This is a genomic window from Ancylobacter polymorphus (genome assembly GCF_030813495.1).
In the GTDB taxonomy this organism is placed as follows: Bacteria; Pseudomonadota; Alphaproteobacteria; order Rhizobiales; family Xanthobacteraceae; genus Ancylobacter; species Ancylobacter polymorphus.
On the sequence record NZ_JAUSUI010000001.1, the window covers coordinates 360,978 to 382,914 of the forward strand.

Here is a 21,937-nt window from a genome sequence, read left to right on the forward strand (position 1 = left end):
ATGCCTGTTGTAACCGATCACATTCGCGGGCCGTGGCGCGCCGAAGGCTGGGAAAACCTCGTGGTAAACGATGCCGACGGCAACACCGTCGTGTGTTGCCCCGGCGGCTCCCGTGGCGCGACGCTCGACCAGCTCCAAGCGCGCGCCGCGCTGATCGCCGCAGCGCCTGAGACGGCGCGCCATAGGGACGCCCTGATTGACGCGCTGCACGACCTTCTCACGCGCCCGACCGACGCGGCGGCGCGGCTGCGCGCCAGAGCCGCCATCGAGGCCGCCAGTGTGCCCGCCGATCCTGCTGCGGAGGCATTGCGCCGGGCCGAATCCTTCATCGCCGGCTTCGAGGACGACGAAACACAGGAAGGCATTGCGGACCTACTGGCGACGATCCGCGCGGCCATCGCCGGCGCGCCCGCTGATCCCGTCCGCGATGCGGCCGGCGACATGCTGGCGCTTCTGAAAGGCGCACTCGAAGCTTGGCCCGAGATCGACACCGACGAAGAAATCAACGGCGGCGATATGGTCGAATGGTTCGGTGACTTCGCTGAACGCGCGGCCGGGATCATCGCCAAAGCGGAGGGCCACGCCAATGGCTGATATCGAGGGAATGACCGTCGTCTATTCCGGCGGGCCCGTGGCGTCGAACAATGGCCGCGTGGGTGTCGTGCTCGGCATCGTCCGCAATGGCTGGGTGGACGTGCAATTTGACGGCGACGCGGCGCCGACAAAGTGCGCGCCTGACTTCCTGCACCCGATCCGTAACAGCCCGGTGCGCGTTGCGGCGCCCCACATGCTGGCTGCGCTCAAGACGATCCGGGATGACATGGAGCGCCTCGGCATCCATCGCTACTACAACGCGACGCGCGGCGAGGGTATCGGCGGCGCCTTTCGGGAGGTCGTGGACGCCATCGCGAAGGCGGAGGGCCGGGCCGATGGCTGACACGCTCAAGGTCTTCGCCGTCGTGATCGCCTGGTGCGACAGCGACTCCGATCAAGGCGATTGGGGCACCTATGTCCGCGCCCGAAATCACCCAGAGGCGAAGAAGCTGGCCCGCCTCGCCATGCGCGCCGATTACATCGCCAACGAAGTGCCCGAAGGCGACGACCCGAACGCCTGGTGCGACCAGCATGAGGGAAGGACGGCTTCGGCGGGCGCGTCATTTCCTGCGACGAGGGCGCGGCCTGGCTTGCGCCGAATCTTGAGGCCGCGCTGCGCGCGCTGCTACGGGAAGTCGACGAGATGGCTGCACGCGCTGGCTGGGCTGGCAACGGCGCCCGGGACGAAGCCCGCAAGACGCTGGCAGAGATCGACGCCGTTGAGGGCGCAGACGCCATCTATGCCAGCGCCGCTCGATCTGTCGGTTGGGAGCTTAGCGGCGACGGCCCGATCTGGTGGCACACCTCCCACGGCTCTTGGAAGAACGCGGCGAGCTGGGGCCGGACCTATGCGACGGCGCACGAGGTGATCGCGAGCGCGGACTATCCCGAATATCAAGGCGCCGAGGAGGGCGACAACCATGCCTGAGCACCCGAACGTTCGGCGCTTCCTCGACCTGTCGACGGCGCATATGAAGCCGCGCACGCGCGCCGAATGGGGGCTCGCCGCGCCGGGCCACGTCCACCCCACCGAGTACGGGTTCTTCGTCTGGGCCGGCGACCACGAAGACGACGAGACGGACGAGGGATGGCCTCCAGAGGTCACCGCCTGCCGGCGCTTCGCCCGGTCCCTCGGCTGCGACTACCTGCTGTTCGACGGCGACGCCGACACGGTCGAAGGACTGGAGGTGTTCGATGACGAGTGAGCGCACCGATGGCGGCCCGGCTTTCCCCCAGCACGTCGCGCCGGCTTACCGGCAAGAGCCTGAGATTTGGGGCATGTCCCTGCTCGACTGGCACGCCGGCCAGGCGCTGCCGGCGGTCATCATCGCCACGTCCGCGGGCCAGCATATGCCCACGATGCGCGCCGGTGACGACCACATTCGGGACGCCATCGCCCGCGACGCCTACGCCATGGGCCGCGCCATGCTGGCGGCGCGAAAGGGATTCGTCTTCACCGACGCCGAGCTCTTCAACTGCTGGTCCGGCGGCAAGGGCCCCACACGGGAGGAGGTGGCGCGCTTTGACTGGCTGGAAGTCGGCGGGTGCCGCGATGTCCATTCGGAGGAGGGTTGGACGGAGGAGGAGCGGGCGCGCTTCGGTACGTGCGTGGAAGGCTGCGACGACGCTGACGCGCAATTCTGGTCCGTCTACGGCCACTATCGCCCGACCGACACGCATGCCGGGTGCGAGTGCATCACGGACGGCCCGGCCGGCGACAAGGCGCGAGCATGGGCGATTGCGGAGCACCTCGGCCAGCTCTGGGGCTTGCCGGTGAAGGCGCGATGAGCAGCACCCGCTCGCCGCGTTGAGGCCCGACATGGAGCGCCTCACCTTATTAGCTCGTGGCCGGACATGGGAGCCGGCGCCGGCCCGCGAAACCGCCGCGTCTCCCGCCATTGAACGACCGCCAATTGTGGCAAAGCAAAAGGAGAACACCCGCATGACCACCACCATCGTTTCCCGCGCCGACCTGCGTCCCGCCGTTGCTATCGCCAGCGACATCGTCGCGCGGCGGACGAGGGACGCCATCCTCGCCAACGCGCTCTTGACGGCACACCCCGAGGGCGGCGCCATGCTTCGCACGACGGATCTGGATCGCCAGGTGACCGTCCGCCTGCCGGAGGCCTGCATCGACGAACGGTTTGCCACCACGGTTCCGATTCACGCGCTGAAGACGGTTGAAGGTAAGGCGCCGCCGACCGATCACGTCGCGCTCGACGTCGACGCCGCCGGTGGCAACGCGCTCGACTTCGAGGGGCTGCGCGTGAGCATGGCGGGCCTCCCGGTGGAACAGTTCCCCGAAATGAAGGTCGAAGGGGAAATCCACGCGCAATTCGATATCGCCAGCGCCGCGCTACGCGAAGGTCTGGAGGCCATCAGCCTCGCCATGTCGACGGAGGAGGCGCGGTACTATCTCAATGGCGTATTCATGCACCCCATCCCGGAGGGCGGCGGGATCCGCTTCGTCGCGACGGACGGGCACAAGCTCGCCCTGCACGACATTCCGATGGAGGGTGCCGGGGCCGGCTGGGGCTGCATCATCCCGCGCCAGACAGTCGCCTTCCTCATCAAGGTGCTCAAGTCCAAGGGCGTCGCCACCACCGCGCGCGTGCTCGTCAACACCGTCAAGGCGGCGATCACGGTCGGCAATGTCGACGTCATCACCAAGCTGGTTGAAGGCACCTATCCCGACTATGGCCGCGTGATGCCGCGCGAGGGCACCACCTTCGCCGTCGTCGACCGCAAGGCCATGATCGCAGCGGTCAAGGCCGTGTCGGCAATCCAGTCAGAGCGCGGCCGCGCGGCGCGGTTCCTCATCGAGGCCGGACGGGTGACGCTCTCCGTCAGCAATCCCGAAATGGGCAGGGCCGAAATGGCTGTCCCGGCCCTCGTCACCGGCGACGAGCTCCACATCGGGTTCAACTCGGCATACGTGCTGGCGATCCTCGATGCCACCGATACGGAAGCGGTCGAGTTTCGGTTCGGCGACGCTGGGTCGCCGGCCGTCGTCCAGGGCTGCGGCGCTGCCACCCGCTATGTCGTCATGCCGATGCGCGTGTGATGGCGGCGGAAAGCCATCGCGCGGGCTGGGAGCGGGTGCCATACCCGTTCCCGGTCGGCACCAAGGTCGAGGGCGTCGACGCCGCAGGCCAGCGGTTCGCCGGCACGGTCGACGCGATCATCGGCCCCTACAGCGTCCGGGTCGACGGGGTCGGCACGCCAGTGAGCATGATCACGACCGTGCCAAACACTGCTCCCATTAGCGCTGCCGTAACGGGCGACGAGCTAGACTATTTCGAAGGCAATTAAAGCTGCGGAGGACGAGAATGGAACAATCGGGTTTGGACGCCAAGCGATGGCATGTCGTTGTGCTCAGACTTTCGACGGGCAAAGAGCATTACGTTTTCGACGGCAACGATTACGACAGCGCCGTCTCCAGATGGAACAATTACCAAGCGGATGTGGATGTGCTCATCGTCGAAATCGAGGAGTGGCAGCTCGTCGACGAATCGGTTTGGCATCCGGTCGTTGTCAGACGGCAGTCGGTCCGTCGACGCTCGGACGGCATGATGGTCGAAACCGCCGGCAAACCCGTTAAGATGACACGGGGTGGCGAAGCGACGGCGAAGCTGCGAGAGTTCTCGACCGACTGAATCGGCTCCTCCAATTGTGGAGAACCAAAAGATGCGAGTCGATCTCGCCCCGGGCCACGGCATCGCCCTCAAGTATGCCAACCGCCACGGCCTCGTTACCGGCACCACCGGCTCCGGCAAGACCGTCACCCTGCAGAAGCTCGCCGAGGGCTTCGGCGCCGCCGGCGTGCCGGTCTTCGCCTGCGACGTGAAGGGCGATCTGTCCGGCATTTCCACGGGCTTTCCGGCCCGGTTCTGGGATATCTTCGGCGAGCAGGGGATGCCCATCAAGACGTCGGTCGACGAGATGGGTCCGGACCTGGTGGCGCGGCTACTGGGGCTGAACGTCACGCAGGAAGGCCTCCTGCACATCGCCTTCCGCTGGCTGGCCGATCCCGATTTCCACCCCGGCCCCGCCTACATGATGGACATGAACGGGCTGCGCGCCAGCGTGACCGACATGCTGGACCACCGGGAAGAGTTGCGGATCCGGCACGGCAACGTCACCGCCACGTCGGTTGGCGCCATCCAGCGCTCAATGCTGGTGCTGGAAGGGCAAGGCGGCGGTCACCTCTTCGGCGAGCCATCGTTTCGGGTTGAGGATTTGCTCGCCACGGCACCAGACGGGCGCGGCATCATCAACCTGCTGGCCGCCGATCGGCTGATGGATTCGCCGCGCACCTATGGCGCTTTCCTGCTGTGGCTGTTGCTGCGCCTGTTCGCGATCCTCCCGGAGGCCGGCGACCTCGACAAGCCGAAGCTGGTCCTGTTCCTCGACGAGGCGCACCTGCTGTTCGACGGCGCTTCCAAGACGCTGCTGGAGACGATCGAGCGCACCGTCCGCCTGATCCGCTCCAAGGCTGTCGGCGTCTACTTCGTGACGCAGCACCCGCTCGACGTGCCGCCATCGGTCCTGTCACAGCTCGGCAACCGCGTGCAACATGCGCTGCGCGCCTTCACCCCGCGCGACGCGCGCCGTGCGCACCGCGGCCGAGACCTTTCGTCAGAACCCGACCATCAACGCCGAGCGCGAGATCACAGAGATGGGCACGGGCGAGGCGCTGGTGTCCTTCCTCGACGCCACCGGCGTGCCCAGCGCCGTCGACAAGATCAAGGTGGACATGCCGGCCGCGCACGTCGGGCCGATCAAGTTCGCCCAGCGGATGGAGATGATCCGCCAGGATCCGCTCGCCGAGCGCTACGGCGCGACCTTCGCCAACCGAGACGAGATGTTCGCCGCCTTCCGCGCGCGGATCGAGAGCAACCAGGCCGAACAGGCCGCGAAAGCAGAGGAGGTCCCGTCATGGCGCCGCGCTTCGAATACGACCGCCTCACCGCTGACCAGTTCCGCGCCGGGCTCCGCGACGCCGACATGACGCCGCAGACCTTCGCCCGGATATTCGGCACCCGGCTGGAGGTGGTGGAGCGCTGGCTCGCCGGCACGCAGGACATCCCGCCGTGGACCGCGCCTGTGCTGCGCATGCTCCAAGTGCCGGCCGCCGTGGCGGCGGCGCGGGCGGCGGCGGCGGAGATGATCCGGGGAGACAATCTGCGACCGGAGTTGGGGACTTACCCCTACAAGCGCCTCGACATGATCCACGGTGAAGGTAATCTGTAGTGCCATCATTTCTAGGAGGGCGTTGAAGTGGAAAATGAGCAGCAACCGGCTCCGCAGCCGACGCCCCAGGGCGGTCCCACCACTGGACAGACGTCCTCGGGCGGAGAGACCCCAGCGGGGGGCACGTGGGCTCCACTGGATCGCTTAGTACAGCGCCAGGAACGGCCGGTCATCTCCGACCGCTTCACGGAGGTCACGATCCGCAAAGATTAGCGACGCGTTGGATGTAGATAAAGGCCGCCGCAGATGTCGCGGCGGCAATCGGCGACAACAAAAGAGCGCCGCGAGCGCGCTTCATTTTGTGAGATAACTTTTCAATTAGAGAGCAATTTTCGTTAATTGAAACCTCGGATACCCTTAGAAATTCCGATAGTATATCGGACTTGCTTCGCGCCGTCTGAACAAGAGCTAATCTCCAGAATTCGACCTCGCGCCCCGGCAGCGATAGCGGCGTCGACGAAAGAACGCCTACACAAAAAATACTTCCGACGACCAAAGAGCAACAGGCTCCAGCCAGCGCCGAGGACGCCGCGCCCGGTATGATCGTGTCTGGGGCGAGGCCGACGGCAACGCCAGATGCGCAACCCACGGCGAGGGTCGAACATGTCCCCAATAGAGAAAGGGCCTGCGCTTCGAAGGCGCGAACGTGATCCACAGTCGCGCTGTGTCTTGCGCGAACGTCTTCGAAGGCAGCTTCTACCAGTTCCACTTCGTCCTCCGCCTGGCCCCACTCTTGACGGTAACGATTGACCTGCGCAACCTTACCGCGCGGGAGGCTGCCATGTTGATCGTCGTTCTGGGTTTCATCGCCCTCATTTGCGTCTTCGCAACGTTCAAGATTCTCGGCAACTGGTTCCTGCCGGCACACGTCGCAGCGGGAATCGGACGGGCTGTCGACAACACCATGAATTTCGTCGGGAAGCTCTTCGTGGTGGCCATCGGCCTAAGCGTGCTTTGGGCGCTTGGTTTCCTGATCTATTCCCACTCGTAACGGATGCGATCCGATAATGATGAAGCCCGCTCTTCTTGCCGCGGCGCTCTGCGTCGCCGGTCCGTCCCTAACATCGGCCGACTCCATCGATTTCGCGACCCACCTCGGCAATATGCTTGCCTCGGAGAACCTGTGCGGGCTTACCTACCGGCCGGAAGCAATCGAGGCACTGATCGCCAAGAAGGTGAAGGCTGACGATATCGAGTTCCCCACGACGCTGAATCTCATGACATCGGGAAGCGAGTATCGAATCCGCGACCTGACCGCCTCAGCGAAGGTCGCCCACTGCTCTCAGGTTCGGCGCGCCGCGAAGGCTTACGGTTTCATCGAGTAGGGTGGCGGGAATGTCGAGCCTCATCGGAGATCCGATATGGCCAGTCCTGCACCATATTGCAGGGACCGTAGGGGCCGCCGTCGGCCACGTCTGGAGCGGCATCGTCAACATGGATGCAGGTGATTGGGCGGGTTGGGCACAGGCAGTTGGGGCCGTCATCGCGATCATTGTTGCGTTTCAACAGGGGCACGCCGACACGCGGGCGAGGCTCGAAGACCGGGTTAGGGCGGAAGCTGAGGACCGAAATCACCGCGTTATCAACTATGAAATAGCAGCAGATATTTTTAAATCTATTGCAGAACAAGCCTCTGATTTTATCGCGTTCGTTCAACAAGGTCATCTTCGAATGCACCGTTCATCAGACCCCTTGTTTTCTCTTAATTCCTCACTTTCACTACTTGACCGCCTAATGGTGGAGCGGCTGCCGTCAACCAACGCAGCGATAGATGTCCAAACCATGCGCCTTATTGGTTACAGTATCCGGTCTGATATGCAGCTCATGTTTAATGAAGCCAAGCACCTAAGAGATAAATCCTTAGTTCCTCAGCAGATGGTTGATGTAGTGGCAGAAGCTATCGAATTGGCAAACGTTGCCCGCGGTGACGATGGCCCGATTAATATGGCGCATTTTCGTGACCAGTTTGAATACTGGCGAAGGGCTCCCATCCCTGTGTTGGGCGAGTAGGGGTTGGGAGTTATTCGCCGAGGTCGCTTCCATTCCACCAGCTCGGCGGGTCAGCCTCCGATCCGGTCGCAAAAATTAGCACGGCGCCTGGAACGATCCCGCGCCGAGCGCGCTGGTCCCATTTCCGATGAATGAAATCGGGCGGCCCCCAGATCCGGACGGTCGACCAGAACTCGTCGCCGCGGAATCCGACGAAGTGCCATACGGCACCGATCATTCGGCCCTGCATGCATTGGATGATTATTTCGGGTCAGTCATAAAACGTCGATGCAGCTCGCAGGTGGCTGTAGGTTCGCCTGACGATAAATATGTTTCGAAAAATGACTTACGGCGCACAAAGCGAAATGATTCGCACCCGTTCACAACAGAGAATATGCGACCCACACGAGACCAGTCATAAAAGGCGTATTCTCGATATCCTAGACGAGACACAAGCACTCCATTTTCCATCGTCTTCAATAATATCCATCTCGGCCTTGATGAAGTGTTACTCTCAGACTCAATTTCGACATACGGCCCTGACTCCTTATTCATGTCTTTATCGGCTCCCCATGCCCCAAACATCAGAGAATACGCCAACACTAAGGGAGAAAAATAAATAACCTTGTCGACTCCGACTAGCTGCGATCGGTTGATATAAAATATATTCACTGCGTTGATTGTGCTTGCAATTAATAAAGCGAGAGCTGAAATAAATGAGCTCATGTCATCAGCGATTGCCATAACCAGTGCTATCAGAATACATAAAAACACCACCACGACAGACGATATGCGTGGAGCCACTGATAATAGAGATACAATAATTCTATTTTTCGTAATAGTCAAAATCGCATCAGCCGAATTTCCAAATAAATAAATTATCGACAGAACAATAATTGCCACTAGGGGCATCCATAATAAACCTAGTCTAAGAAAGTCGCTAACGGACAAAATAGAAATAAAACGATAGTCAAGTTGGAAAAAATATCCGACTTCATATGCTATTGAAACAATTAAAGACAGTGTCGATATGGCGATAGCCAATTGAGCCGCCCGGCGTACCTGACTCTCGAGATTCATCCCGTCGAACTCCGTCATTCGTAGCAAACCTAGCATGCCACTGATCATTCTGCCGGAGAACGGTATTGTCCCCACTATTCGAGGCTATCGAACTTTTGAGAGTGGCGATCGCGGGCGGCTGCCTCCAGTGATTGCTGCGTCAGCCCGTAGACGATGAGCGCTAGGGCGCGGTCGCGGCGGGCGATGGCAGTCCGGTGAATCAAGCCCAGCTCTTTCGTCACCTTCTTCCACGGCCGGCGCGTGGCCTTGGCGAGCAGCCAGGTATTGAGGGCGCGGCGAACGTGCTCGAGCGGGACGAACCGGGGGATCCACGCCAGCGCCTCGTCGGCTTCACGGATCTCATCGCTGGTAGCGCTGATCGTGGGGCGGTTGCGCTCGCGGTCGCCGTGCTCGCGCTCCCACGCCTCCTGCGTCTTCTGGTACCAGATGTCGATACCCGAATATTCGTAATCCGGCATGGCGCGGCCATAGCCACCCGGGCCGGCGCGGCGGGTGGTGCGCTGGACCAGCTTGATGGCTTCGACCAAGCGGTCCTTGACCGTCTCGAGGTCCCACTCCTCCCCGACACCGGCCGGGCTCGTCGCCACCAGCGCGGCCATGGCCTGCACGTCGGCGTCCGTGACGCCTTCGTCGTCTTCCGTGACATCGATTTCGAATTGCGTGACGCCGCCCATGGATTTCGCTTCCTTCACTGCCCAAAGCCGCTCAAGAAGTCGGCCTCGTCGTCCGCCGACAGGTTTGCTAGTGAGCGCTCTTGCTCGGTGGGCGCGGCCTGCTTCCTCTCGCCGCCCATCGACATCCCCTTCACCGGCTTCCCGGTGATCCAGAACCACGCGAGGTTGCTGCCGGGCGCCTCGTGGGAACCGATGATGCCGTACTGGACCATGCGGTCATGGGCGCGCTTCCAGCGCTGCCGGAGCGCATCCTTCTTGACCTCTTCGTCGCCCTCCTCGCCGGCGGAATAGCGCGACCAGAAGAGCTTCTTCACCGTGTTGACGGTGACCGCCTGCGTGATCCGTCCGGGGCAGGGCAGGTCGGTCGGCGGGGTCTGGCCGTCCTGCTTCATGGCGTCGAGCACGCACTGGAGGAACTGCCGATCCCGTTCGCTGGCGGCGAACCCGCCGTCCGCCGGGCCGGAGACGTCGATGTCCTGGTTCGGCGGCACGCAGACGCAGGACGTGACTGGCTTCCCCATCTGGTCGCGCCCCACCTCGACGGCGCGCAGAACGAACGGCCATGTGGCGCCGGCCTCGGCGTCCTTCTGCTTCGTCACCTTGGCGTAGCGGATCTGGCGGCCGTCCTCGTCGACACGCTTCTCCGAAAGCTCGACCGAGACGACATTCTCGACGTTTGCGAAAATCGCGGTGTGGCCGCGCGGCTTGGTGCCGCCGGCATTGGCGTGGTGGACGATGGTCACCGCGACGCCGAGCTCTTCCGAGATGCGCGTCGCGCGGGCGAGGACCGGGGTGATGTCGCGGGCGCTGTTTTCGTCCGCGCCGGGCGTCGCGGCGGAGAACGTGTCGACGACGATCAGGCGGAGCGGCACGCCAAACTCCTCCATGAAGAGCTCGTTCCAGTGCCGCCCGTCCTCGATCAGCGAATTGGTGTCGTCGTCGCCGGCGAAGAGGTTGAACTTGCCGGGGAGGAAATTGAACGGGATGTCGGCGCCCGCCGGCACCTCGTTCCAGGAGCGGTAGGCCCGCAGGCGCTTCTTGATGCCGCCGCCGCTCTCCGCCGCGATGTAGAGCACGCCGCCCTGCACCGTCGGATGACCGAAGAACTCCTCGCCGCGCGCGACGCACATGCCGTACTCGACCGCGAAGAAGCTCTTGCCGTGCTGGCTCGGTCCAACGATCAGCGACACCGCGCAGGCGGTGAACACGTTGTAGACGAGCCATTCGCTCTCGGCGCCGGCGGCGTCCAGGTCGCGCCAGCGCACCGTGCGGAGCTTCGGCCGCCAGGCCGCCTTGATCTCTTCCTCGTGCTGATATTCGAAGGCGTCGGCCTCCATGAGGTCGTCGTCGACATCGGTCATGACGCCTTCCCCCGCACCGCCAGCACGTCGTTGAAGTCGGCGCCGACCGGCGCCATGTCGTAGAGCACCTTCGCCCCTTGCCTTTCAAAGCGCCGCCCGCCCATCAGTAGCCGGGCCTTGGTCATCACCGGCTCTGAATCGCCATCGCCGAGGATGGCGACGGTTTCCACGCCCGCCGGCAGCACAATGCCCGGGCTGTCGAAGTCCGGTTCGGCCGGCACCCTCATGGGCCTGCCGCTGGGCATCCGCGCGCTCGGGTGGTCGCGGGTGACGGCGGCGCGGCCGGAGAGGTTGCCGAGCGAAACGGCGGCCGCGACGGCCCACTCCCGCCCGCCAGCCGGGCGCAGCACACGCCAGGAGCGGGACGTCTCGATCCCTTCGCCCATGGCGAGCCGAGGCCCCATAGCCGAAAGGCGAATGAGACCACCCATCTGTTCGCCAGAGATCTTCTTGGCCTTGTTCCGGCCCCGGTCGCCGGGCGGCTTCAGCTTCAGGCCGGTGCCCGCCTCGAGGAAGGTTCGATGCACGCCGATTAGTCGGCCTTGGTGGTCGCGGATCGCCGCCAGCATCACAGGGAAGTCGCCGAGCGGCTCGCGGTCCTCCGCCTCAGTGGTGGCGAAGCCGTAATAGGGCAAGCCGCGCATGAAGCGCAGGTCGAACGTCCACGAGGGGTCGACCGCAAGCCCACGCGATTCAAGGTAGGCTTGGGCCAATGTGCCGGCGATCGGTTTCGCGCGGTCGAACAGCCGCTCGCAGCGCGTCATCTCCTTCTCGCGGCGCTGACGCTCCGCCGCCTCGTCCTTCGCCCTCTTCTCTTCCGCCTCCCGCTGGCGCCGGGCCGCAACCTCGGGGTCCACCTCTTCCGCGCCGCCCAGAATGCGCACGGCCTCCATGAAGCCGACCTCTTCGTGCAGCATGACCAGCTTGAAGACGTCGCCGCCGTCGGCGCAGGTGGCGCAGACCCAGCCATCCTCCCAGCATTCGAATGAGGTGCTGTCCTTGGCCTGCGGGTCGGTGGAGTGAAGCGGGCAGGGCCCGACCATGGCGCCCTTGGCGCCGCCGCGGCGCAGGCGGACCCACTGCCCAGCCACGCTGGTCACGGGGTTCCGGTCACGGAGATCCTGCTTTTGGGCTTCGGAGATCATCGGTCGAGCCTTGGCCGATGGGCATCTCGACAGCGAAGCGGCTCGTGCTCACAATCAGAGAGGTATCCAGCGGGGAGGATTTTCTGATGACGTCGATCGATGGTGAAGTGCTCAACGCGGCCGAAGGTCTGCGCGACCTCGCCGAGACCGCTCTCATTTATGCCGGCCACTTCGCAATTCCGGAAAATTTCGCCTATGCAATTTTGCGCACCGCCCGCTCGATTGGCCCTTTGATCTCGGCAACGACAACTGGAGACCAGCCGCCTGCCGATCTGATCGCAAAGCACGCCGAAGCACTGGTGGTTCAGCTGGATCTCCTGTTGGGCCATATGGCCGAACGCGGAAAATTGAGCCCTACCGCTCTTGCTGACGCGAAGAAAACTCTGAGGATCGCTGTCGATCGCCTTTCGGAGGCGATAGAGCTCGGAAGAGCCCAGTGAAGGCTGGGGTATCTCACGCATCACTGAACTGCCTCGCAGAAGTCAGGCACTTCCACTGACAGCGCCACGGTGAGCGGCTGCACCCATATCGGGTCCGCCGAAAGCATGAAGCTCTCGCCCGCCCAGGCGAGCAGGAGCGTGCGGCCCATGACGGAGGCGATCGAGGCCGCAGCTTCCGGCGGGACCGCGTTGCCGATGCGCTCGCGCCACGCGGAATCGGACCGGCCTTCCAGGGTGAAGAGCGTCTCCGGATCCACGAGACTCTGCAGAGCGGCGAGCTCCAGCGTCGTGAAAGGCCGGTGCCAGGTCCCGTCGAGCGCCCGGATGACGGCGACAAGGTTCGTGCTCGCTTCCGGCAGCGCCGCGAGCTCGGCGAGGACAGCGTCCGGCGCGCGCGGGTCGGCAACCGACCAATGGCCGTTGTTGTTCTTGGCGAACGCCGGCACCGCGCCGCTGCTCTCGTCCCAGCCCGTGACGCCGTAGTGCCCGCCCGTCAGATAATCCTTCCGGTCCTCGCGGCTGAGGGCGGCCGGCCGGGGATCAGCGACGCAGAGCGCGCCAGATCCGACGCGATCGGACCCGATCACCGCCTTTGAAGGCCCGAGCCACTCCTGCACCGCCATCTTGTTCTGGTGGGTCCCTTCAGGATAACCGGTCCGAGGGTCCGCGACGGCGAACGCTCCATTGCCCGTAGTCGATGCGCTGATGACCACGCCCGATGCCTCATCCATCCGCGTGACGCGGTATTTCGTCTGCTTGTAGTCGTCGCGCTCTGCTGGCCGGGGATCGGCGACCGCCAGGCCGCCGGCGGGTCCGCCCGGGCCAGCAATGGCCGGCGAGGTCCCGCCCCACGGCACGATGCGGAACACGTTGTTGAAACGCGGCGGGCCCTCCATGCGCGGATCCGACACGGCGAACCCGCCTTGGCCGGGCGACTTCACGTTGATCACGGCGCCAGTCGTCTCGCTCCAGTCCCGGACGCCGAAATTGCCATATTGCAGCGCGCCGTCGGGCGCGCGCGGGTCGGCCACGGCGAAGGTGCCGTTCGTCGGGCTACCCCGCCCCGTCACCGTGCCGCTGTGCCGGGCCCACGACTGGACGCCCAGCACGCCAGCCTGCCAGCCGGTGTCCGACGCGATGCCGTAGTCGGCGAGATTGCCGTCGGTCACGTTCAGCCGGTTCAGCGACCGCCAGTCCGAGCCGGCTTCGACGAAGGCCAGACGGACCCACGTCTTCCACTGCAGGGAGGGCACGCGGTGCATCGGGCCGCCGCGCCCTTCGTCGCCCGGAAGCGGGAGCTTCTCGAGGATCTCGCCGACGCCGCGCAGCCGGCGCTTGGGCGGCTCATAGAGGAAGGGCGGCACCTTCTTCGCGTGTCGCGCCACCATCAGGAATCGCTTGCGGCTCTGCGCCAGGCCGCCGATCACGCCGCAGTCGTGCGTGGTCTCGGCGACGACATACCCGTAGCTGCGCAGCAGGGCGACGAGTTGGTCAACGAAGTGCCGGCCGCGCGTGGCGATGCGGGGCACGTTCTCGAAGATGAAGAACTCCGGCGGGTCGTCCTTCCACGCCTCCAGCGCCAGCCACAGTCCGCGGAAGCTGAGGCTGTTGAGCGCGGTGTATTTCGTGGTCAGGCTCTTGGTCTCGGAGAGGAGGCCGGAGAAGCCCTTGCACGGGAACGACGCGAATACGATGTGCGGCCGCTCGCCGCCGGCGGCGCGGTGATAGTCGGCAGTGGTGGCCTCGCGCCACTCCGGCGGCGGCTCCTTGCCATGAAAGGCGACATACTGGCGCCGATCGAAGATATCGAGCACCGTCCCCTGCACGCCGGCAGCGTGGGTGAAATCCCGGATCGCGGCGGCGTCGCTGTCGATGCCGCCGATGCAGCGGAACTTCGCGACCATGGAGCCGACGCGCGCCTGCCCCTTGTTGAAGCCCTTAGCGCCGCCGCCGAGGCCGCAGCAGATGTGGAAGTGGAGGATCTCGACTTCGGTCATTCGGCCTGTCCGGTATCCAAGAGGTTCTGAAGCATCACCCGCTCCTCCAGGCACATCAGCGCGAGGACGCGGGCAGCGAAGTCTTCCAAGGTCGTTTCGGAGCGGTCCGCGAGCTCAGTGGCCGCAACGGCAACCGGGCGCGGCACGCGCACCATGATCAGCTCCATCGCCCCGGGCTCCCGCAGCAGCTTGAGGCCCATGGCGCGCAGCGCGGCTCGGACCCGCTGGGGATCCTCGACACCGACCTCGTCCGCGATCTGCCGACCGGAGCGGCCCATGCCGGCCAAGTAAGCCATGCGGACCTTCATCGGGACCGAGTAGGAGGCGGTGCGCCGGCGGGTTGCGCGCTTGCGGGCGCGGGGAGGGCGCTCTGCAGGTGGCTTCTTCATCCGCGAGGCCCCCGCGTCTGGAGGCGGCGCACGAGATCGTTCACCTGCTCGATGTAGGGGGAGCATTTGAGGATGAATCGCTCGGCCCTATGGAGCGCGAGGGCGCGCTTCATGATGCCCTCGTCCGGCTGGGGGCAGTCGCCGGAGTCGACGAGCGCCTTGTGGCGGCGGATCAGGCCGGCACGCTCAATGCTGAGGGCGTTGAACATGTCCCGCATGCTGACGCGCGGTGCCGGCCAGTTCGGCGGCCAGTCGCTGGGAAGATCGCTCATGCGCACCCCCAGCGGGCATAGATCTGATCGACCGGCTCGCCCGTCTCCCGCGCCTCGCGGCGCGCGGCCATGCGCAGTTTTTTGCGCTTTGTGCGCGCGCGCCTCTCGTCGGGTGAGAGCTTCGCCCACTGGCGTCGTGCGCTCTCGCGACGCGTCTTCCTATGGCGCCGCAGGACGTCGACATCAGGTTCGCCGATCGCTTCGTGGGTCGTGACCCGCTGGCCGCATGTGCTGCACTGGCGACGCCGCCTGATGGTGTTGAGAGGACCGTCACGGGTCTCCAGCGCGTGTAGCTCGCCGCCGCACCGACACTTCATGAGGCCACCTTGTCGAACTTCGTGGCCTCGTTGCCCCAGACGTCCCAACCGGGGCGGGTCTGACGCGAGAAGAGGGAGGCGCGGCGTGCCTCGGGCCACGCCGCCTCACAGCGGGCATAGAATTCATCGGGCTTGCGGGAGTGCTCCCGCGCCAACCCGTCGAGTGAATCCGCCTCGAGCGTCTCGACGAGATTGGGGAAGCCGGCGCCCTTCCATTTCGCGCCAGGCAGCTTGGAGAGGATGAAAGGTTCATGCAGCGAACGCAGCGAGTAGCCCGTGCCCCAGCGGAGCTTGCCGCTTGGCGTACGCTTGGCCCAACCGCCGCCGGTGACAGGCTCAAGACCCCACCCGCGAACGACCTCGACGTGGGCGCCGATCGCGACCAGGGGCCATGTCGTCCACATGATGCAGACGCCACCGGGGGCCAGCAGATGGCCCACCGGCAGGGCCTTGATGTCGTCCAGCGACATGGTCGCGTACTGCGCCTGTGGCGACTTTTCCACGCCCTTGGCGGAGTACAAATCAAAGTGCCAGGGCGGATCGGCCTCCACCACGTCGTAGCCGAATATGCGAAGCGGTTCGAAAGGCCACGACCTCACTGCGGGATGTCCTCAATGTCGTCGAGCCGGCGCAGTAGCGCCTCCCTCGTGCCCATCGCGGGAGCATTCGAGATCGCGCCGGCGGCGCGCGGCTGGAAAAGGTGAGTGGTGGCGATCGCGGTCTTCGGCGCGACGATGGCGCAGGCGTAGGACCAGACGGCGAGGGCATCCGCGGCGTCCTCGCTGTCGAACTTCCATCCGAGTTGGCGGCAGCGCGCCTGCACCGCCACCTTGCCCTTATCGCCTGGCGGATTGCAGCCGATGAAGTGCTTCCGGACGTCCGCCACCTCTGTTTCGCTGATGTCGTAGATGCCCTTCGCCTGCCCGAGCGTCTCGATCAGGAAGACCAAGCCCAGCAAGATGCGGGAGGTCTGCATGTTCGTGCGCATCCCCATCTTCCGTGGGTCGAAGGGCGCCTCGAAGAAGATCCGATCGGTGGGGAAGACCTTCGTGAAGTCGGCGAACCAGCGCATCATCCCGCGCCCGACTGCGCCGGGGGAGGAGCCAGGCGGCGCGAAGCGGATGGTGCCGGCGCGCGGCACCTCCCCTGGGACGCCGTAAGCCCAGCCGGTGGACGACGCGATGTCGAGCGCGAGGGTGCGCTGGTTCGCCGACGTGCTCACTGGTACGTCCCAGCCTCGAAGTCGCTGAGCGCTTCCGTGTCAGCGGCCTGCTCTGCCGCCGCGCGCTTGCCCGGCGCCTTCTTCGCCGCCGGCTCCTCGCCGTCGTAGTAATCGAAGAGCTTGGCGTCCTCTGCTTCAAGCGCGTCCCGGATCTCGTCGATCTTCTTGCGCAGCGTGACGACCTTCAGCCGCGCCTTGAACGGCTTGAGGGCGACGCCGCGGTCCTTGGCCTCGACGAGGAGGTCTTTCATCTCGCCGCGGACCGACTTGCAGTCCGACATGTACGAGCCCTTCATGCTCGCCATCTCGTCCACAAGGGTCTGATAGCGCTTCTCGAATTCGGCAATAGTTTCCCGGTCGACCGAACCTGTGTTCGGCTTCGCTTTCTTCGCCATGGTGATGTTCCTGGGGTGAGGGGGAACGCCGCTTAGGCGGCGGCGCTGTCGTCACTGCGACCCGCCGCGTCAGACGCGGGAGGACGTTCGATCCCATCGGGCCAGCTCACGCCCTTGGGCCAGGCGTCAGAAAACGCCTGGATGACGCGGTCATAGAGCTCGATGGTGAAGTTGCTGCGGTTGGCGACGACGCGGCTGATGTGGGAAGCGTCGTACTGCTTCATACCGATCGCTTTCAGCGCACGACTGACGCTGATCGGGATGTGGCCGCCATAGGCGGCGACCAGAGCCTCGATGTTGTGAATCAGTGTGTCTCGCATGCTCATGAGTTGTAAAACAACACATCAGGCAGGCGATTTCAATCCCGCTCGCGCTTGAAAAATTGGTCGAAGTGCGAGAAACATTCGGAACTGGAGGTAATCATTTCGAGGGGAAAATGCTGAAATCGCGCGTGCAAGAACGACTTAACGCCCTGAACATCTCTCAGTGGGAGGCGGCTCAGAGGGCCGGGCTGCACCGCAATTTCGTCTACGATCTTCTCGAAGGCCGAAAGCAGAAGCCGCAGCAGAAAACGTTGCTGGCCCTCGCCCGATCGCTCCAATGCTCGGTCGAGTATCTCACGGGCGCATCTGACGAAATTGGTTCGCCGCCCGCGGCGTCCAGCACTGACGCCGATGCCGGCGTTCCGGTCGCGGGCGTGATCGAGGACGGTGCGTGGCGCCGTCCGTCCACCACCAGCAAGGGTCGAGTTCTCATCCAGCCGGACGGCCGCTATCGGGGGCGGCAGATCGCCTACATTTTCCGCGGCGAACCGTCCGACGGCTTGGAGGACGGCATGTTCGTCCTGGCCGTGGACATGCAGGACTACGAGCAGCAGGTAGGCACTCCACCCCTGAACAATCCCGTGGTCGTGGAGCTTCACCGAAAGTCGCTCAACGAGGTCCAGATCGTGATTCGTCCGTGGTCGCCGGGCCTCGAGACGTCTCAGAGCAGCTCCGGGATCGAGGCGCGCGTCGTGGGAGTGGTGGCCGCCACTTTCCGCCTTTACTGACGGAGCCTTTCCTGCGCGCGCTCGCACGAGCGCATTATGCGCGCGCCCTTAGTTTGTTAATTAATACAATCACCTAGTCAGTGTGAGGGGCGCTTCAAGGCGCCCCCTCACCAAACACTGAGTCCTGCGCAAAGCCCGCATTTTACAAATTCGTTCTGGCGAACATTCGCCCGGGCGTAGCAGGACTTGTGCCAAATTCACGTCACCGCCTGCAAAAAAATTTCAATAAAAAACGCGCCCTGAGAGTTGGAAAACAACTCGACTTGCAACACACTCTGCAAATCGACGCGGGAATGGCTCGCGTCGCTCCCAGGCAGAGTAGCACATGACCTCATCTCGCACGGCCGCCTATGCGGCTGCTGGGGGCGCTCATGCTTATTGAGCGCATCACAGCGGGCACTCGCGAGCAATGGCTCGACCTCCGCAAGAACGACATTACGGCTTCCGTCGTCGGCGCCCTCTTCGGCGTGCATGACTACCAGACGCCGTATGGCGTCTACGCCCTCAAGGCCGGCCTGACGCACGAGGATCCGGAAGAGAGCGACCCGATGAAGCGCGGACGGCTCCTGGAGCCGGTTGCTGTTCAGCTTCTCCGGGAAGAACGGCCGCAATGGTCGATCACTCACAATACCGGACCGAATGCGGTCTATCTCCGCGACCCTTCCGTCAATCTCGGCGCAACGGTCGACGTGTTCGCCGACTGCCCCACGAGGGGCCCCGGTGTGGTGCAGATCAAGTCGGTTCAGGCCGATCATTTCCGCCGCAAATGGATCGACCCCGAGACGCGGGAGGTGACGCCTCCGCTCTGGATCGTCCTGCAGACCCTCACCGAAGCGCATCTGGCTGGCGCTTCGTGGGGAGCGGTTGCCCCGCTTGTGGTCGACCACGGCATCGAGCTGCCGGTGATCGAGATCCCCATCCATGAAGCGATGATCAAGAAGATCCGCAACCAGGCGCGGAACTTCTGGACCATGATCGAGGAAGACCGCGAGCCCGACGTCGATTTTGCAAAGGACGCCGCGCTTATCCATCGGCTCTATGCGCAGGACGACGGGTCCTCCGTGCAGATCACCGGCAACCGGATCGTCGAACTCCTTGCCCGGCGGGCGGAGTTGAAGGTGGACGAACAGAAGGGTGCGGCTGCCGAGAAGGAACGCCGTGTCATCGATACCGAGATCATCAGCATGCTCGGCAACGCGACGGTAGGCCTCACGGCCGACGGCACGCAGGTCTCGGCCAAGACCACGCACCGCAAGGGCTACGAGGTCAAGCCGAGCAGCTATCGCACCGTGAAGGTGAAGCCCGGCGCTGGCGCCGGAAGCAGCGCACCGGCCGACGACGAGTTCTGACACCCCTCTGTACTGAAAGGATCTCGCCATGGAGGCTGAGAATCCGCGTGCCGTCGTCGGGGGGAACAATCCCCCGAGCCTGACGGAGCTCTTGGTCGATCGCCACAAGGCTCTGTTCGACCTCGTCGAGCCGCTCGCCGCCCGAGCGAACAAGCTGCCGAAGACCATCGCGACCGAGGAAGAGAATTTCGACTTCGGCAAGGTCATCATGGACGCCTCGGAAGCGTTCCGGAAGCTCGAGGACGCCCGCGTCACCGAGAAGGACCCGTTCCTCAAGGCGGGGCGGGAAGTCGATGATCTGTTCCGTGGTCCGAAAGACCGCCTCGACAAGATGGTGAAAGGGCTCTCTGCCCGCGCCGATGCCTACGCCCACCAGAAGAAGCTCGAGGCCCGCCGCCAGGCCGAAGAGGAGGAGCGCAAGCTCCGTCTCGAGGAAGAGCGCAAGCGGCGCGAAGCCGAGATGGAGGCCGATTTCGGATACATCGAAGAGGCGGAGGCCACGGCTGATCAGGCCGACACCCTCGCCTTCCGCGCGGCCCAGGCGGCCGAGACATCAACTGCCCGTGCGGCGGACCTGACACGCACGCGCAGCAGTAGCGGCATGCTGGCGACCGCCAGCGACAAGTGGGATTTCCGCGTCGCCGATTGGTCGAAGGTGGATATCGCCGCGCTGCGTCCCTTCATCGCTGTCGATGTGCTGGAAAAGGCGGTGCGTGCGCACATCCGGATCCACAAGGGCTCCATGCCGATCGCCGGCGTCGAGTTCATTGAAGCGACCAAGGCGCAGTTCCGATGAGCGCGGCGCTGAATCACGACCCCAAAAACCTTCGCGCGTGGCTCCACCGAATCGAGGAGGAGTGCGCGTCCGCGGATGCCACGCCACAGATCCGGGAGATCCGCGACGCTGCGCTGTCGGCTCTTTGCGGCGCTGCCGCTCCCGGCGGCCCCGGGCTCACCATCACTGCGGCGGCGCCCGAAGACCTCATCCTTCCGAGCGACCTGGTCCGTATCAACCTGTCGACGGACGAGGCCGCCGGCCTGTCCAGTGGCCTCGCCGACATCGCCTGCTGGATCCGAGGCTGGATGGCCGGCGCTAGCGAAGCCCAACGCGACAACGCCCCCCTCGGCCTTGAGGCCGTCCGAACCCTGAACCTTCAGCTCAAGGCGGCCATGCGGCGCGCCGAGGAGAATTCATGAGCAATGAAGTCGCCACCCGCGAGGAGCGCCTCGCTGCGCGCGTCGACACGACCGAGACGCGCGCGCTTCCGATATCCAGCCGCATGGGCGGCGTCGCCTTCAGCAACATGCAGCAGGTCATGGAGTTCTCGAAGCTCATGGCCCTCAGCGATGTCGCGGTCCCGAAGTTCATGCGGATGAACCCGGGATCCTGCCTGGCAGTCACCATGCAGGCGATCGAGTGGCAGATGTCGCCCTGGGCGGTCGCCAACAAGGCCTATTCCGTCAACGACCGTGTCGGCTACGAGTCGCAGCTCATTCACGCGGTCGTCCTGCGGCGCGCGCCCATCAAGGGCCGGCTGCGTTGCGAATTCATCGGGGATGCCGAGCGGCGCCGGTGCCGGGTGTGGGCGATCCTCGACGACGGCACGGACGAGATCGTCGAATACACCTCGCCCGACATCGGAAGGATCCCGGTCAAGAACTCGCCCCTGTGGAAGGGCGACCCTGACCAGCAGCTCTTCTACTACTCCAGCCGCGCGTTCGCTCGACGCCATTTCCCCGATGTCATCCTCGGCATCTACACGCAGGACGAACTCTACGACCGCAATGACGTGCGCACGCAAGCCCCGGCTGCGCGCCCGGACATGGTCGAGACGCTCGACCTCCTTGCGGCGCAAGGCCCGGCCGACGAAGCGGTTGAGCTCGCCGCGAAGCCGTCCGAACCTGAGAAGCCCAAGCGCGAGCGCCGCCAGCGCAGTGCGGCCCGCGAAGACGCCGATGCCAGCGTGCCGGCTGTTGCTGCTGAGGCCTCCGGCGTTGTCGATGTGGTCGAGACGACCACTTCCGGCAGCGTTGCCAATGTATCCGGAACGCCGGCCGTTGCCGAGGCGGACGTCGTCGACGACGACCCCTTCGCCGAAGGGGCTGAGGAAGTGGCGGCTGAGGCGCCGTCCGCTGACGACGAGGCCGAACGGATCTTCACGAGGATGGAGAACCTCGATGTCGCACCGCGCGGTATCGACCAGAGCGACGTCGAGCAGTGCAGGCTCTTCCTGGAAGGTCACGATGCCGCCCATGCGAAGCATCCGCGCACCGTTCCGCCTGACCTGAAGCGGCGCTGGATCGAGGATAAGGACGAGCGCGCCCGCACCCTCGGCATCTGCTGGATGAAGGGCCACGACAGCGTGACGGGGTTCACGCCTCCGCCGCCGGCCTCGAAGGCATGACGCA

General features: G+C 64.6%; 31 protein-coding genes and 1 pseudogene. 19 read left to right on the plus strand and 13 right to left on the minus strand.

The window, feature by feature from the left end; genetic code table 11:
• The 10 genes and pseudogenes from J2S75_RS01980 (at window position 1) to J2S75_RS02025 (ending at window position 5,847) form a co-directional block, all read left to right on the plus strand.
• The gene (locus tag J2S75_RS01980; RefSeq protein ID WP_307017692.1) at window positions 1-594 is read left to right on the plus strand and encodes a hypothetical protein; all 594 of its coding nucleotides are present in this window, start codon (window positions 1-3) and stop codon (window positions 592-594) included.
• The gene (locus tag J2S75_RS01985) at window positions 587-937 is read left to right on the plus strand and encodes a hypothetical protein (protein WP_307017694.1); all 351 of its coding nucleotides are present in this window, start codon (window positions 587-589) and stop codon (window positions 935-937) included. Before J2S75_RS01980 ends, J2S75_RS01985 begins: the two co-directional genes overlap by 8 nt.
• 300 nt (window positions 938-1,237) lie before the next feature.
• The gene (locus J2S75_RS01990; RefSeq protein ID WP_307017696.1) at window positions 1,238-1,522 is read left to right on the plus strand and encodes a hypothetical protein; all 285 of its coding nucleotides are present in this window, start codon (window positions 1,238-1,240) and stop codon (window positions 1,520-1,522) included.
• Window positions 1,515-1,799 carry a DUF5983 family protein gene (locus tag J2S75_RS01995; protein ID WP_307017698.1) on the plus strand — a complete coding sequence of 95 codons (285 nt, stop codon included), beginning with the start codon at window positions 1,515-1,517 and terminating at the stop codon, window positions 1,797-1,799. The genes J2S75_RS01990 and J2S75_RS01995 overlap by 8 nt, the downstream gene beginning before the upstream one ends.
• Before the next feature lie 73 nt (window positions 1,800-1,872).
• Entirely contained in the window at window positions 1,873-2,382 is a 510-nt protein-coding gene (locus J2S75_RS02000) for a hypothetical protein (RefSeq protein WP_307017700.1), read from the plus strand.
• Between the two features lie 154 nt (window positions 2,383-2,536).
• Window positions 2,537-3,658: a DNA polymerase III subunit beta gene (dnaN, locus tag J2S75_RS02005; RefSeq protein ID WP_307017703.1), complete on the plus strand. Its 1,122-nt coding sequence runs from the start codon at window positions 2,537-2,539 to the stop codon at window positions 3,656-3,658.
• Window positions 3,658-3,906 carry a hypothetical protein gene (locus tag J2S75_RS02010; protein WP_307017705.1) on the plus strand — a complete coding sequence of 83 codons (249 nt, stop codon included), beginning with the start codon at window positions 3,658-3,660 and terminating at the stop codon, window positions 3,904-3,906. The genes dnaN and J2S75_RS02010 overlap by 1 nt, the downstream gene beginning before the upstream one ends.
• A 17-nt stretch (window positions 3,907-3,923) precedes the next feature.
• On the plus strand, window positions 3,924-4,250 hold the full coding sequence (locus J2S75_RS02015) for a hypothetical protein (RefSeq protein WP_307017706.1): 327 nt from the start codon (window positions 3,924-3,926) through the stop codon (window positions 4,248-4,250).
• Window positions 4,251-4,281: 31 nt separating this feature from the next.
• Window positions 4,282-5,605: pseudogene (locus J2S75_RS02020) on the plus strand (helicase HerA-like domain-containing protein).
• A complete protein-coding gene (locus J2S75_RS02025; RefSeq protein ID WP_307017707.1) occupies window positions 5,533-5,847 on the plus strand; it encodes a hypothetical protein in 315 nt (104 codons plus the stop codon). Before J2S75_RS02020 ends, J2S75_RS02025 begins: the two are co-directional and overlap by 73 nt.
• A 193-nt stretch (window positions 5,848-6,040) precedes the next feature.
• On the opposite strand, the gene J2S75_RS02030 is transcribed toward J2S75_RS02025, so the two are convergent.
• A complete protein-coding gene (locus J2S75_RS02030) occupies window positions 6,041-6,556 on the minus strand; it encodes a hypothetical protein (protein WP_307017709.1) in 516 nt (171 codons plus the stop codon).
• A gap of 72 nt (window positions 6,557-6,628) precedes the next feature.
• Here J2S75_RS02030 and J2S75_RS02035 point away from each other — a divergent pair, with 72 nt between their 5' ends.
• The 3 genes from J2S75_RS02035 to J2S75_RS02045 are packed head-to-tail and all read left to right on the plus strand — an operon-like array spanning window position 6,629 to window position 7,857.
• Entirely contained in the window at window positions 6,629-6,838 is a 210-nt protein-coding gene (locus J2S75_RS02035; protein ID WP_307017711.1) for a hypothetical protein, read from the plus strand.
• A 16-nt stretch (window positions 6,839-6,854) separates the two neighbouring features.
• On the plus strand, window positions 6,855-7,172 hold the full coding sequence (locus tag J2S75_RS02040; RefSeq protein WP_307017713.1) for a signal recognition particle: 318 nt from the start codon (window positions 6,855-6,857) through the stop codon (window positions 7,170-7,172).
• Window positions 7,173-7,182: 10 nt separating this feature from the next.
• Window positions 7,183-7,857: a hypothetical protein gene (locus J2S75_RS02045; RefSeq protein ID WP_307017715.1), complete on the plus strand. Its 675-nt coding sequence runs from the start codon at window positions 7,183-7,185 to the stop codon at window positions 7,855-7,857.
• A 240-nt stretch (window positions 7,858-8,097) separates the two neighbouring features.
• Here the strand turns inward: J2S75_RS02045 and J2S75_RS02050 are convergent, their stop codons facing one another.
• Genes J2S75_RS02050 through J2S75_RS02065 form a run of 4 tightly spaced genes read right to left on the minus strand, consistent with a single transcriptional unit; the run spans window position 8,098 to window position 12,096 of the window.
• Window positions 8,098-8,934: a hypothetical protein gene (locus tag J2S75_RS02050; protein WP_307017717.1), complete on the minus strand. Its 837-nt coding sequence runs from the start codon at window positions 8,932-8,934 to the stop codon at window positions 8,098-8,100.
• 56 nt (window positions 8,935-8,990) lie between these two features.
• On the minus strand, window positions 8,991-9,590 hold the full coding sequence (locus J2S75_RS02055; RefSeq protein ID WP_307017719.1) for a DUF6362 family protein: 600 nt from the start codon (window positions 9,588-9,590) through the stop codon (window positions 8,991-8,993).
• Between the two features lie 14 nt (window positions 9,591-9,604).
• Window positions 9,605-10,951, minus strand: coding sequence for an AAA family ATPase (locus tag J2S75_RS02060; protein WP_307017721.1), 1,347 nt, complete (start codon window positions 10,949-10,951; stop codon window positions 9,605-9,607).
• On the minus strand, window positions 10,948-12,096 hold the full coding sequence (locus tag J2S75_RS02065) for a DUF7146 domain-containing protein (RefSeq protein WP_307017723.1): 1,149 nt from the start codon (window positions 12,094-12,096) through the stop codon (window positions 10,948-10,950). The genes J2S75_RS02060 and J2S75_RS02065 overlap by 4 nt, the downstream gene beginning before the upstream one ends.
• 86 nt (window positions 12,097-12,182) lie before the next feature.
• Here J2S75_RS02065 and J2S75_RS02070 point away from each other — a divergent pair, with 86 nt between their 5' ends.
• On the plus strand, window positions 12,183-12,536 hold the full coding sequence (locus J2S75_RS02070) for a hypothetical protein (RefSeq protein WP_307017725.1): 354 nt from the start codon (window positions 12,183-12,185) through the stop codon (window positions 12,534-12,536).
• A gap of 20 nt (window positions 12,537-12,556) precedes the next feature.
• On the opposite strand, the gene J2S75_RS02075 is transcribed toward J2S75_RS02070, so the two are convergent.
• The 8 genes from J2S75_RS02075 to J2S75_RS02105 all read right to left on the minus strand — a co-directional run bounded on the left by J2S75_RS02075 (window position 12,557) and on the right by J2S75_RS02105 (window position 17,448).
• Window positions 12,557-14,533: a DNA cytosine methyltransferase gene (locus tag J2S75_RS02075; RefSeq protein ID WP_307017727.1), complete on the minus strand. Its 1,977-nt coding sequence runs from the start codon at window positions 14,531-14,533 to the stop codon at window positions 12,557-12,559.
• Window positions 14,530-14,829, minus strand: coding sequence for a hypothetical protein (locus J2S75_RS02080; protein ID WP_307017729.1), 300 nt, complete (start codon window positions 14,827-14,829; stop codon window positions 14,530-14,532). Before J2S75_RS02080 ends, J2S75_RS02075 begins: the two co-directional genes overlap by 4 nt.
• Before the next feature lie 89 nt (window positions 14,830-14,918).
• Complete coding sequence (locus J2S75_RS02085) at window positions 14,919-15,194, minus strand: hypothetical protein (RefSeq protein WP_307017731.1); 276 nt, start codon at window positions 15,192-15,194, stop codon at window positions 14,919-14,921.
• Complete coding sequence (locus J2S75_RS22450; RefSeq protein WP_370874069.1) at window positions 15,191-15,511, minus strand: NrdR family transcriptional regulator; 321 nt, start codon at window positions 15,509-15,511, stop codon at window positions 15,191-15,193. Before J2S75_RS22450 ends, J2S75_RS02085 begins: the two co-directional genes overlap by 4 nt.
• Entirely contained in the window at window positions 15,508-16,065 is a 558-nt protein-coding gene (locus tag J2S75_RS02090) for an MT-A70 family methyltransferase (protein ID WP_307017733.1), read from the minus strand. Before J2S75_RS02090 ends, J2S75_RS22450 begins: the two co-directional genes overlap by 4 nt.
• A 41-nt stretch (window positions 16,066-16,106) precedes the next feature.
• Window positions 16,107-16,733, minus strand: a complete 627-nt coding sequence (locus J2S75_RS02095) for a hypothetical protein (RefSeq protein ID WP_307017735.1) — start codon at window positions 16,731-16,733, stop codon at window positions 16,107-16,109.
• Window positions 16,730-17,128: a hypothetical protein gene (locus J2S75_RS02100; RefSeq protein WP_307017737.1), complete on the minus strand. Its 399-nt coding sequence runs from the start codon at window positions 17,126-17,128 to the stop codon at window positions 16,730-16,732. Before J2S75_RS02100 ends, J2S75_RS02095 begins: the two co-directional genes overlap by 4 nt.
• Before the next feature lie 32 nt (window positions 17,129-17,160).
• Window positions 17,161-17,448: a hypothetical protein gene (locus J2S75_RS02105; protein WP_307017739.1), complete on the minus strand. Its 288-nt coding sequence runs from the start codon at window positions 17,446-17,448 to the stop codon at window positions 17,161-17,163.
• 116 nt (window positions 17,449-17,564) lie between these two features.
• Between J2S75_RS02105 and J2S75_RS02110 the strand changes: the two genes are divergently transcribed.
• From J2S75_RS02110 to J2S75_RS02130, 5 genes are all read left to right on the plus strand, one after another.
• On the plus strand, window positions 17,565-18,179 hold the full coding sequence (locus tag J2S75_RS02110) for a helix-turn-helix domain-containing protein (RefSeq protein ID WP_307017741.1): 615 nt from the start codon (window positions 17,565-17,567) through the stop codon (window positions 18,177-18,179).
• A 371-nt stretch (window positions 18,180-18,550) separates the two neighbouring features.
• Window positions 18,551-19,528, plus strand: coding sequence for a YqaJ viral recombinase family protein (locus J2S75_RS02115; protein ID WP_307017743.1), 978 nt, complete (start codon window positions 18,551-18,553; stop codon window positions 19,526-19,528).
• Between the two features lie 28 nt (window positions 19,529-19,556).
• Window positions 19,557-20,324, plus strand: coding sequence for a hypothetical protein (locus J2S75_RS02120; protein WP_307017744.1), 768 nt, complete (start codon window positions 19,557-19,559; stop codon window positions 20,322-20,324).
• Complete coding sequence (locus J2S75_RS02125) at window positions 20,321-20,725, plus strand: hypothetical protein (protein WP_307017746.1); 405 nt, start codon at window positions 20,321-20,323, stop codon at window positions 20,723-20,725. The genes J2S75_RS02120 and J2S75_RS02125 overlap by 4 nt, the downstream gene beginning before the upstream one ends.
• Entirely contained in the window at window positions 20,722-21,933 is a 1,212-nt protein-coding gene (locus J2S75_RS02130; protein WP_307017748.1) for a recombinase RecT, read from the plus strand. The genes J2S75_RS02125 and J2S75_RS02130 overlap by 4 nt, the downstream gene beginning before the upstream one ends.
• Window positions 21,934-21,937 lie beyond the last annotated feature (4 nt).

Coding starts and splice junctions, on each gene's coding strand:
- J2S75_RS01995 (WP_307017698.1), top strand. CDS start 1,515: ATGCCTGAGCACCCGAACGTTCGGCGCTTCCTCGACCTGTCGACGGCG.
- J2S75_RS02070 (WP_307017725.1), top strand. CDS start 12,183: ATGACGTCGATCGATGGTGAAGTGCTCAACGCGGCCGAAGGTCTGCGC.
- J2S75_RS02105 (WP_307017739.1), bottom strand. CDS start 17,448: ATGCGAGACACACTGATTCACAACATCGAGGCTCTGGTCGCCGCCTAT.
- J2S75_RS02050 (WP_307017717.1), bottom strand. CDS start 8,934: ATGACGGAGTTCGACGGGATGAATCTCGAGAGTCAGGTACGCCGGGCG.
- J2S75_RS02025 (WP_307017707.1), top strand. CDS start 5,533: ATGGCGCCGCGCTTCGAATACGACCGCCTCACCGCTGACCAGTTCCGC.
- J2S75_RS01980 (WP_307017692.1), top strand. CDS start 1: ATGCCTGTTGTAACCGATCACATTCGCGGGCCGTGGCGCGCCGAAGGC.
- dnaN (WP_307017703.1), top strand. CDS start 2,537: ATGACCACCACCATCGTTTCCCGCGCCGACCTGCGTCCCGCCGTTGCT.
- J2S75_RS02115 (WP_307017743.1), top strand. CDS start 18,551: ATGCTTATTGAGCGCATCACAGCGGGCACTCGCGAGCAATGGCTCGAC.
- J2S75_RS22450 (WP_370874069.1), bottom strand. CDS start 15,511: ATGAAGTGTCGGTGCGGCGGCGAGCTACACGCGCTGGAGACCCGTGAC.
- J2S75_RS02000 (WP_307017700.1), top strand. CDS start 1,873: ATGTCCCTGCTCGACTGGCACGCCGGCCAGGCGCTGCCGGCGGTCATC.
- J2S75_RS02055 (WP_307017719.1), bottom strand. CDS start 9,590: ATGGGCGGCGTCACGCAATTCGAAATCGATGTCACGGAAGACGACGAA.
- J2S75_RS02045 (WP_307017715.1), top strand. CDS start 7,183: ATGTCGAGCCTCATCGGAGATCCGATATGGCCAGTCCTGCACCATATT.
- J2S75_RS02080 (WP_307017729.1), bottom strand. CDS start 14,829: ATGGCTTACTTGGCCGGCATGGGCCGCTCCGGTCGGCAGATCGCGGAC.
- J2S75_RS02085 (WP_307017731.1), bottom strand. CDS start 15,194: ATGAGCGATCTTCCCAGCGACTGGCCGCCGAACTGGCCGGCACCGCGC.
- J2S75_RS01990 (WP_307017696.1), top strand. CDS start 1,238: ATGGCTGCACGCGCTGGCTGGGCTGGCAACGGCGCCCGGGACGAAGCC.
- J2S75_RS02010 (WP_307017705.1), top strand. CDS start 3,658: ATGGCGGCGGAAAGCCATCGCGCGGGCTGGGAGCGGGTGCCATACCCG.
- J2S75_RS02125 (WP_307017746.1), top strand. CDS start 20,321: ATGAGCGCGGCGCTGAATCACGACCCCAAAAACCTTCGCGCGTGGCTC.
- J2S75_RS02015 (WP_307017706.1), top strand. CDS start 3,924: ATGGAACAATCGGGTTTGGACGCCAAGCGATGGCATGTCGTTGTGCTC.
- J2S75_RS02075 (WP_307017727.1), bottom strand. CDS start 14,533: ATGACCGAAGTCGAGATCCTCCACTTCCACATCTGCTGCGGCCTCGGC.
- J2S75_RS02040 (WP_307017713.1), top strand. CDS start 6,855: ATGATGAAGCCCGCTCTTCTTGCCGCGGCGCTCTGCGTCGCCGGTCCG.
- J2S75_RS02110 (WP_307017741.1), top strand. CDS start 17,565: ATGCTGAAATCGCGCGTGCAAGAACGACTTAACGCCCTGAACATCTCT.
- J2S75_RS02100 (WP_307017737.1), bottom strand. CDS start 17,128: ATGGCGAAGAAAGCGAAGCCGAACACAGGTTCGGTCGACCGGGAAACT.
- J2S75_RS02065 (WP_307017723.1), bottom strand. CDS start 12,096: ATGATCTCCGAAGCCCAAAAGCAGGATCTCCGTGACCGGAACCCCGTG.
- J2S75_RS02130 (WP_307017748.1), top strand. CDS start 20,722: ATGAGCAATGAAGTCGCCACCCGCGAGGAGCGCCTCGCTGCGCGCGTC.
- J2S75_RS02035 (WP_307017711.1), top strand. CDS start 6,629: ATGTTGATCGTCGTTCTGGGTTTCATCGCCCTCATTTGCGTCTTCGCA.
- J2S75_RS01985 (WP_307017694.1), top strand. CDS start 587: ATGGCTGATATCGAGGGAATGACCGTCGTCTATTCCGGCGGGCCCGTG.
- J2S75_RS02060 (WP_307017721.1), bottom strand. CDS start 10,951: ATGACCGATGTCGACGACGACCTCATGGAGGCCGACGCCTTCGAATAT.
- J2S75_RS02120 (WP_307017744.1), top strand. CDS start 19,557: ATGGAGGCTGAGAATCCGCGTGCCGTCGTCGGGGGGAACAATCCCCCG.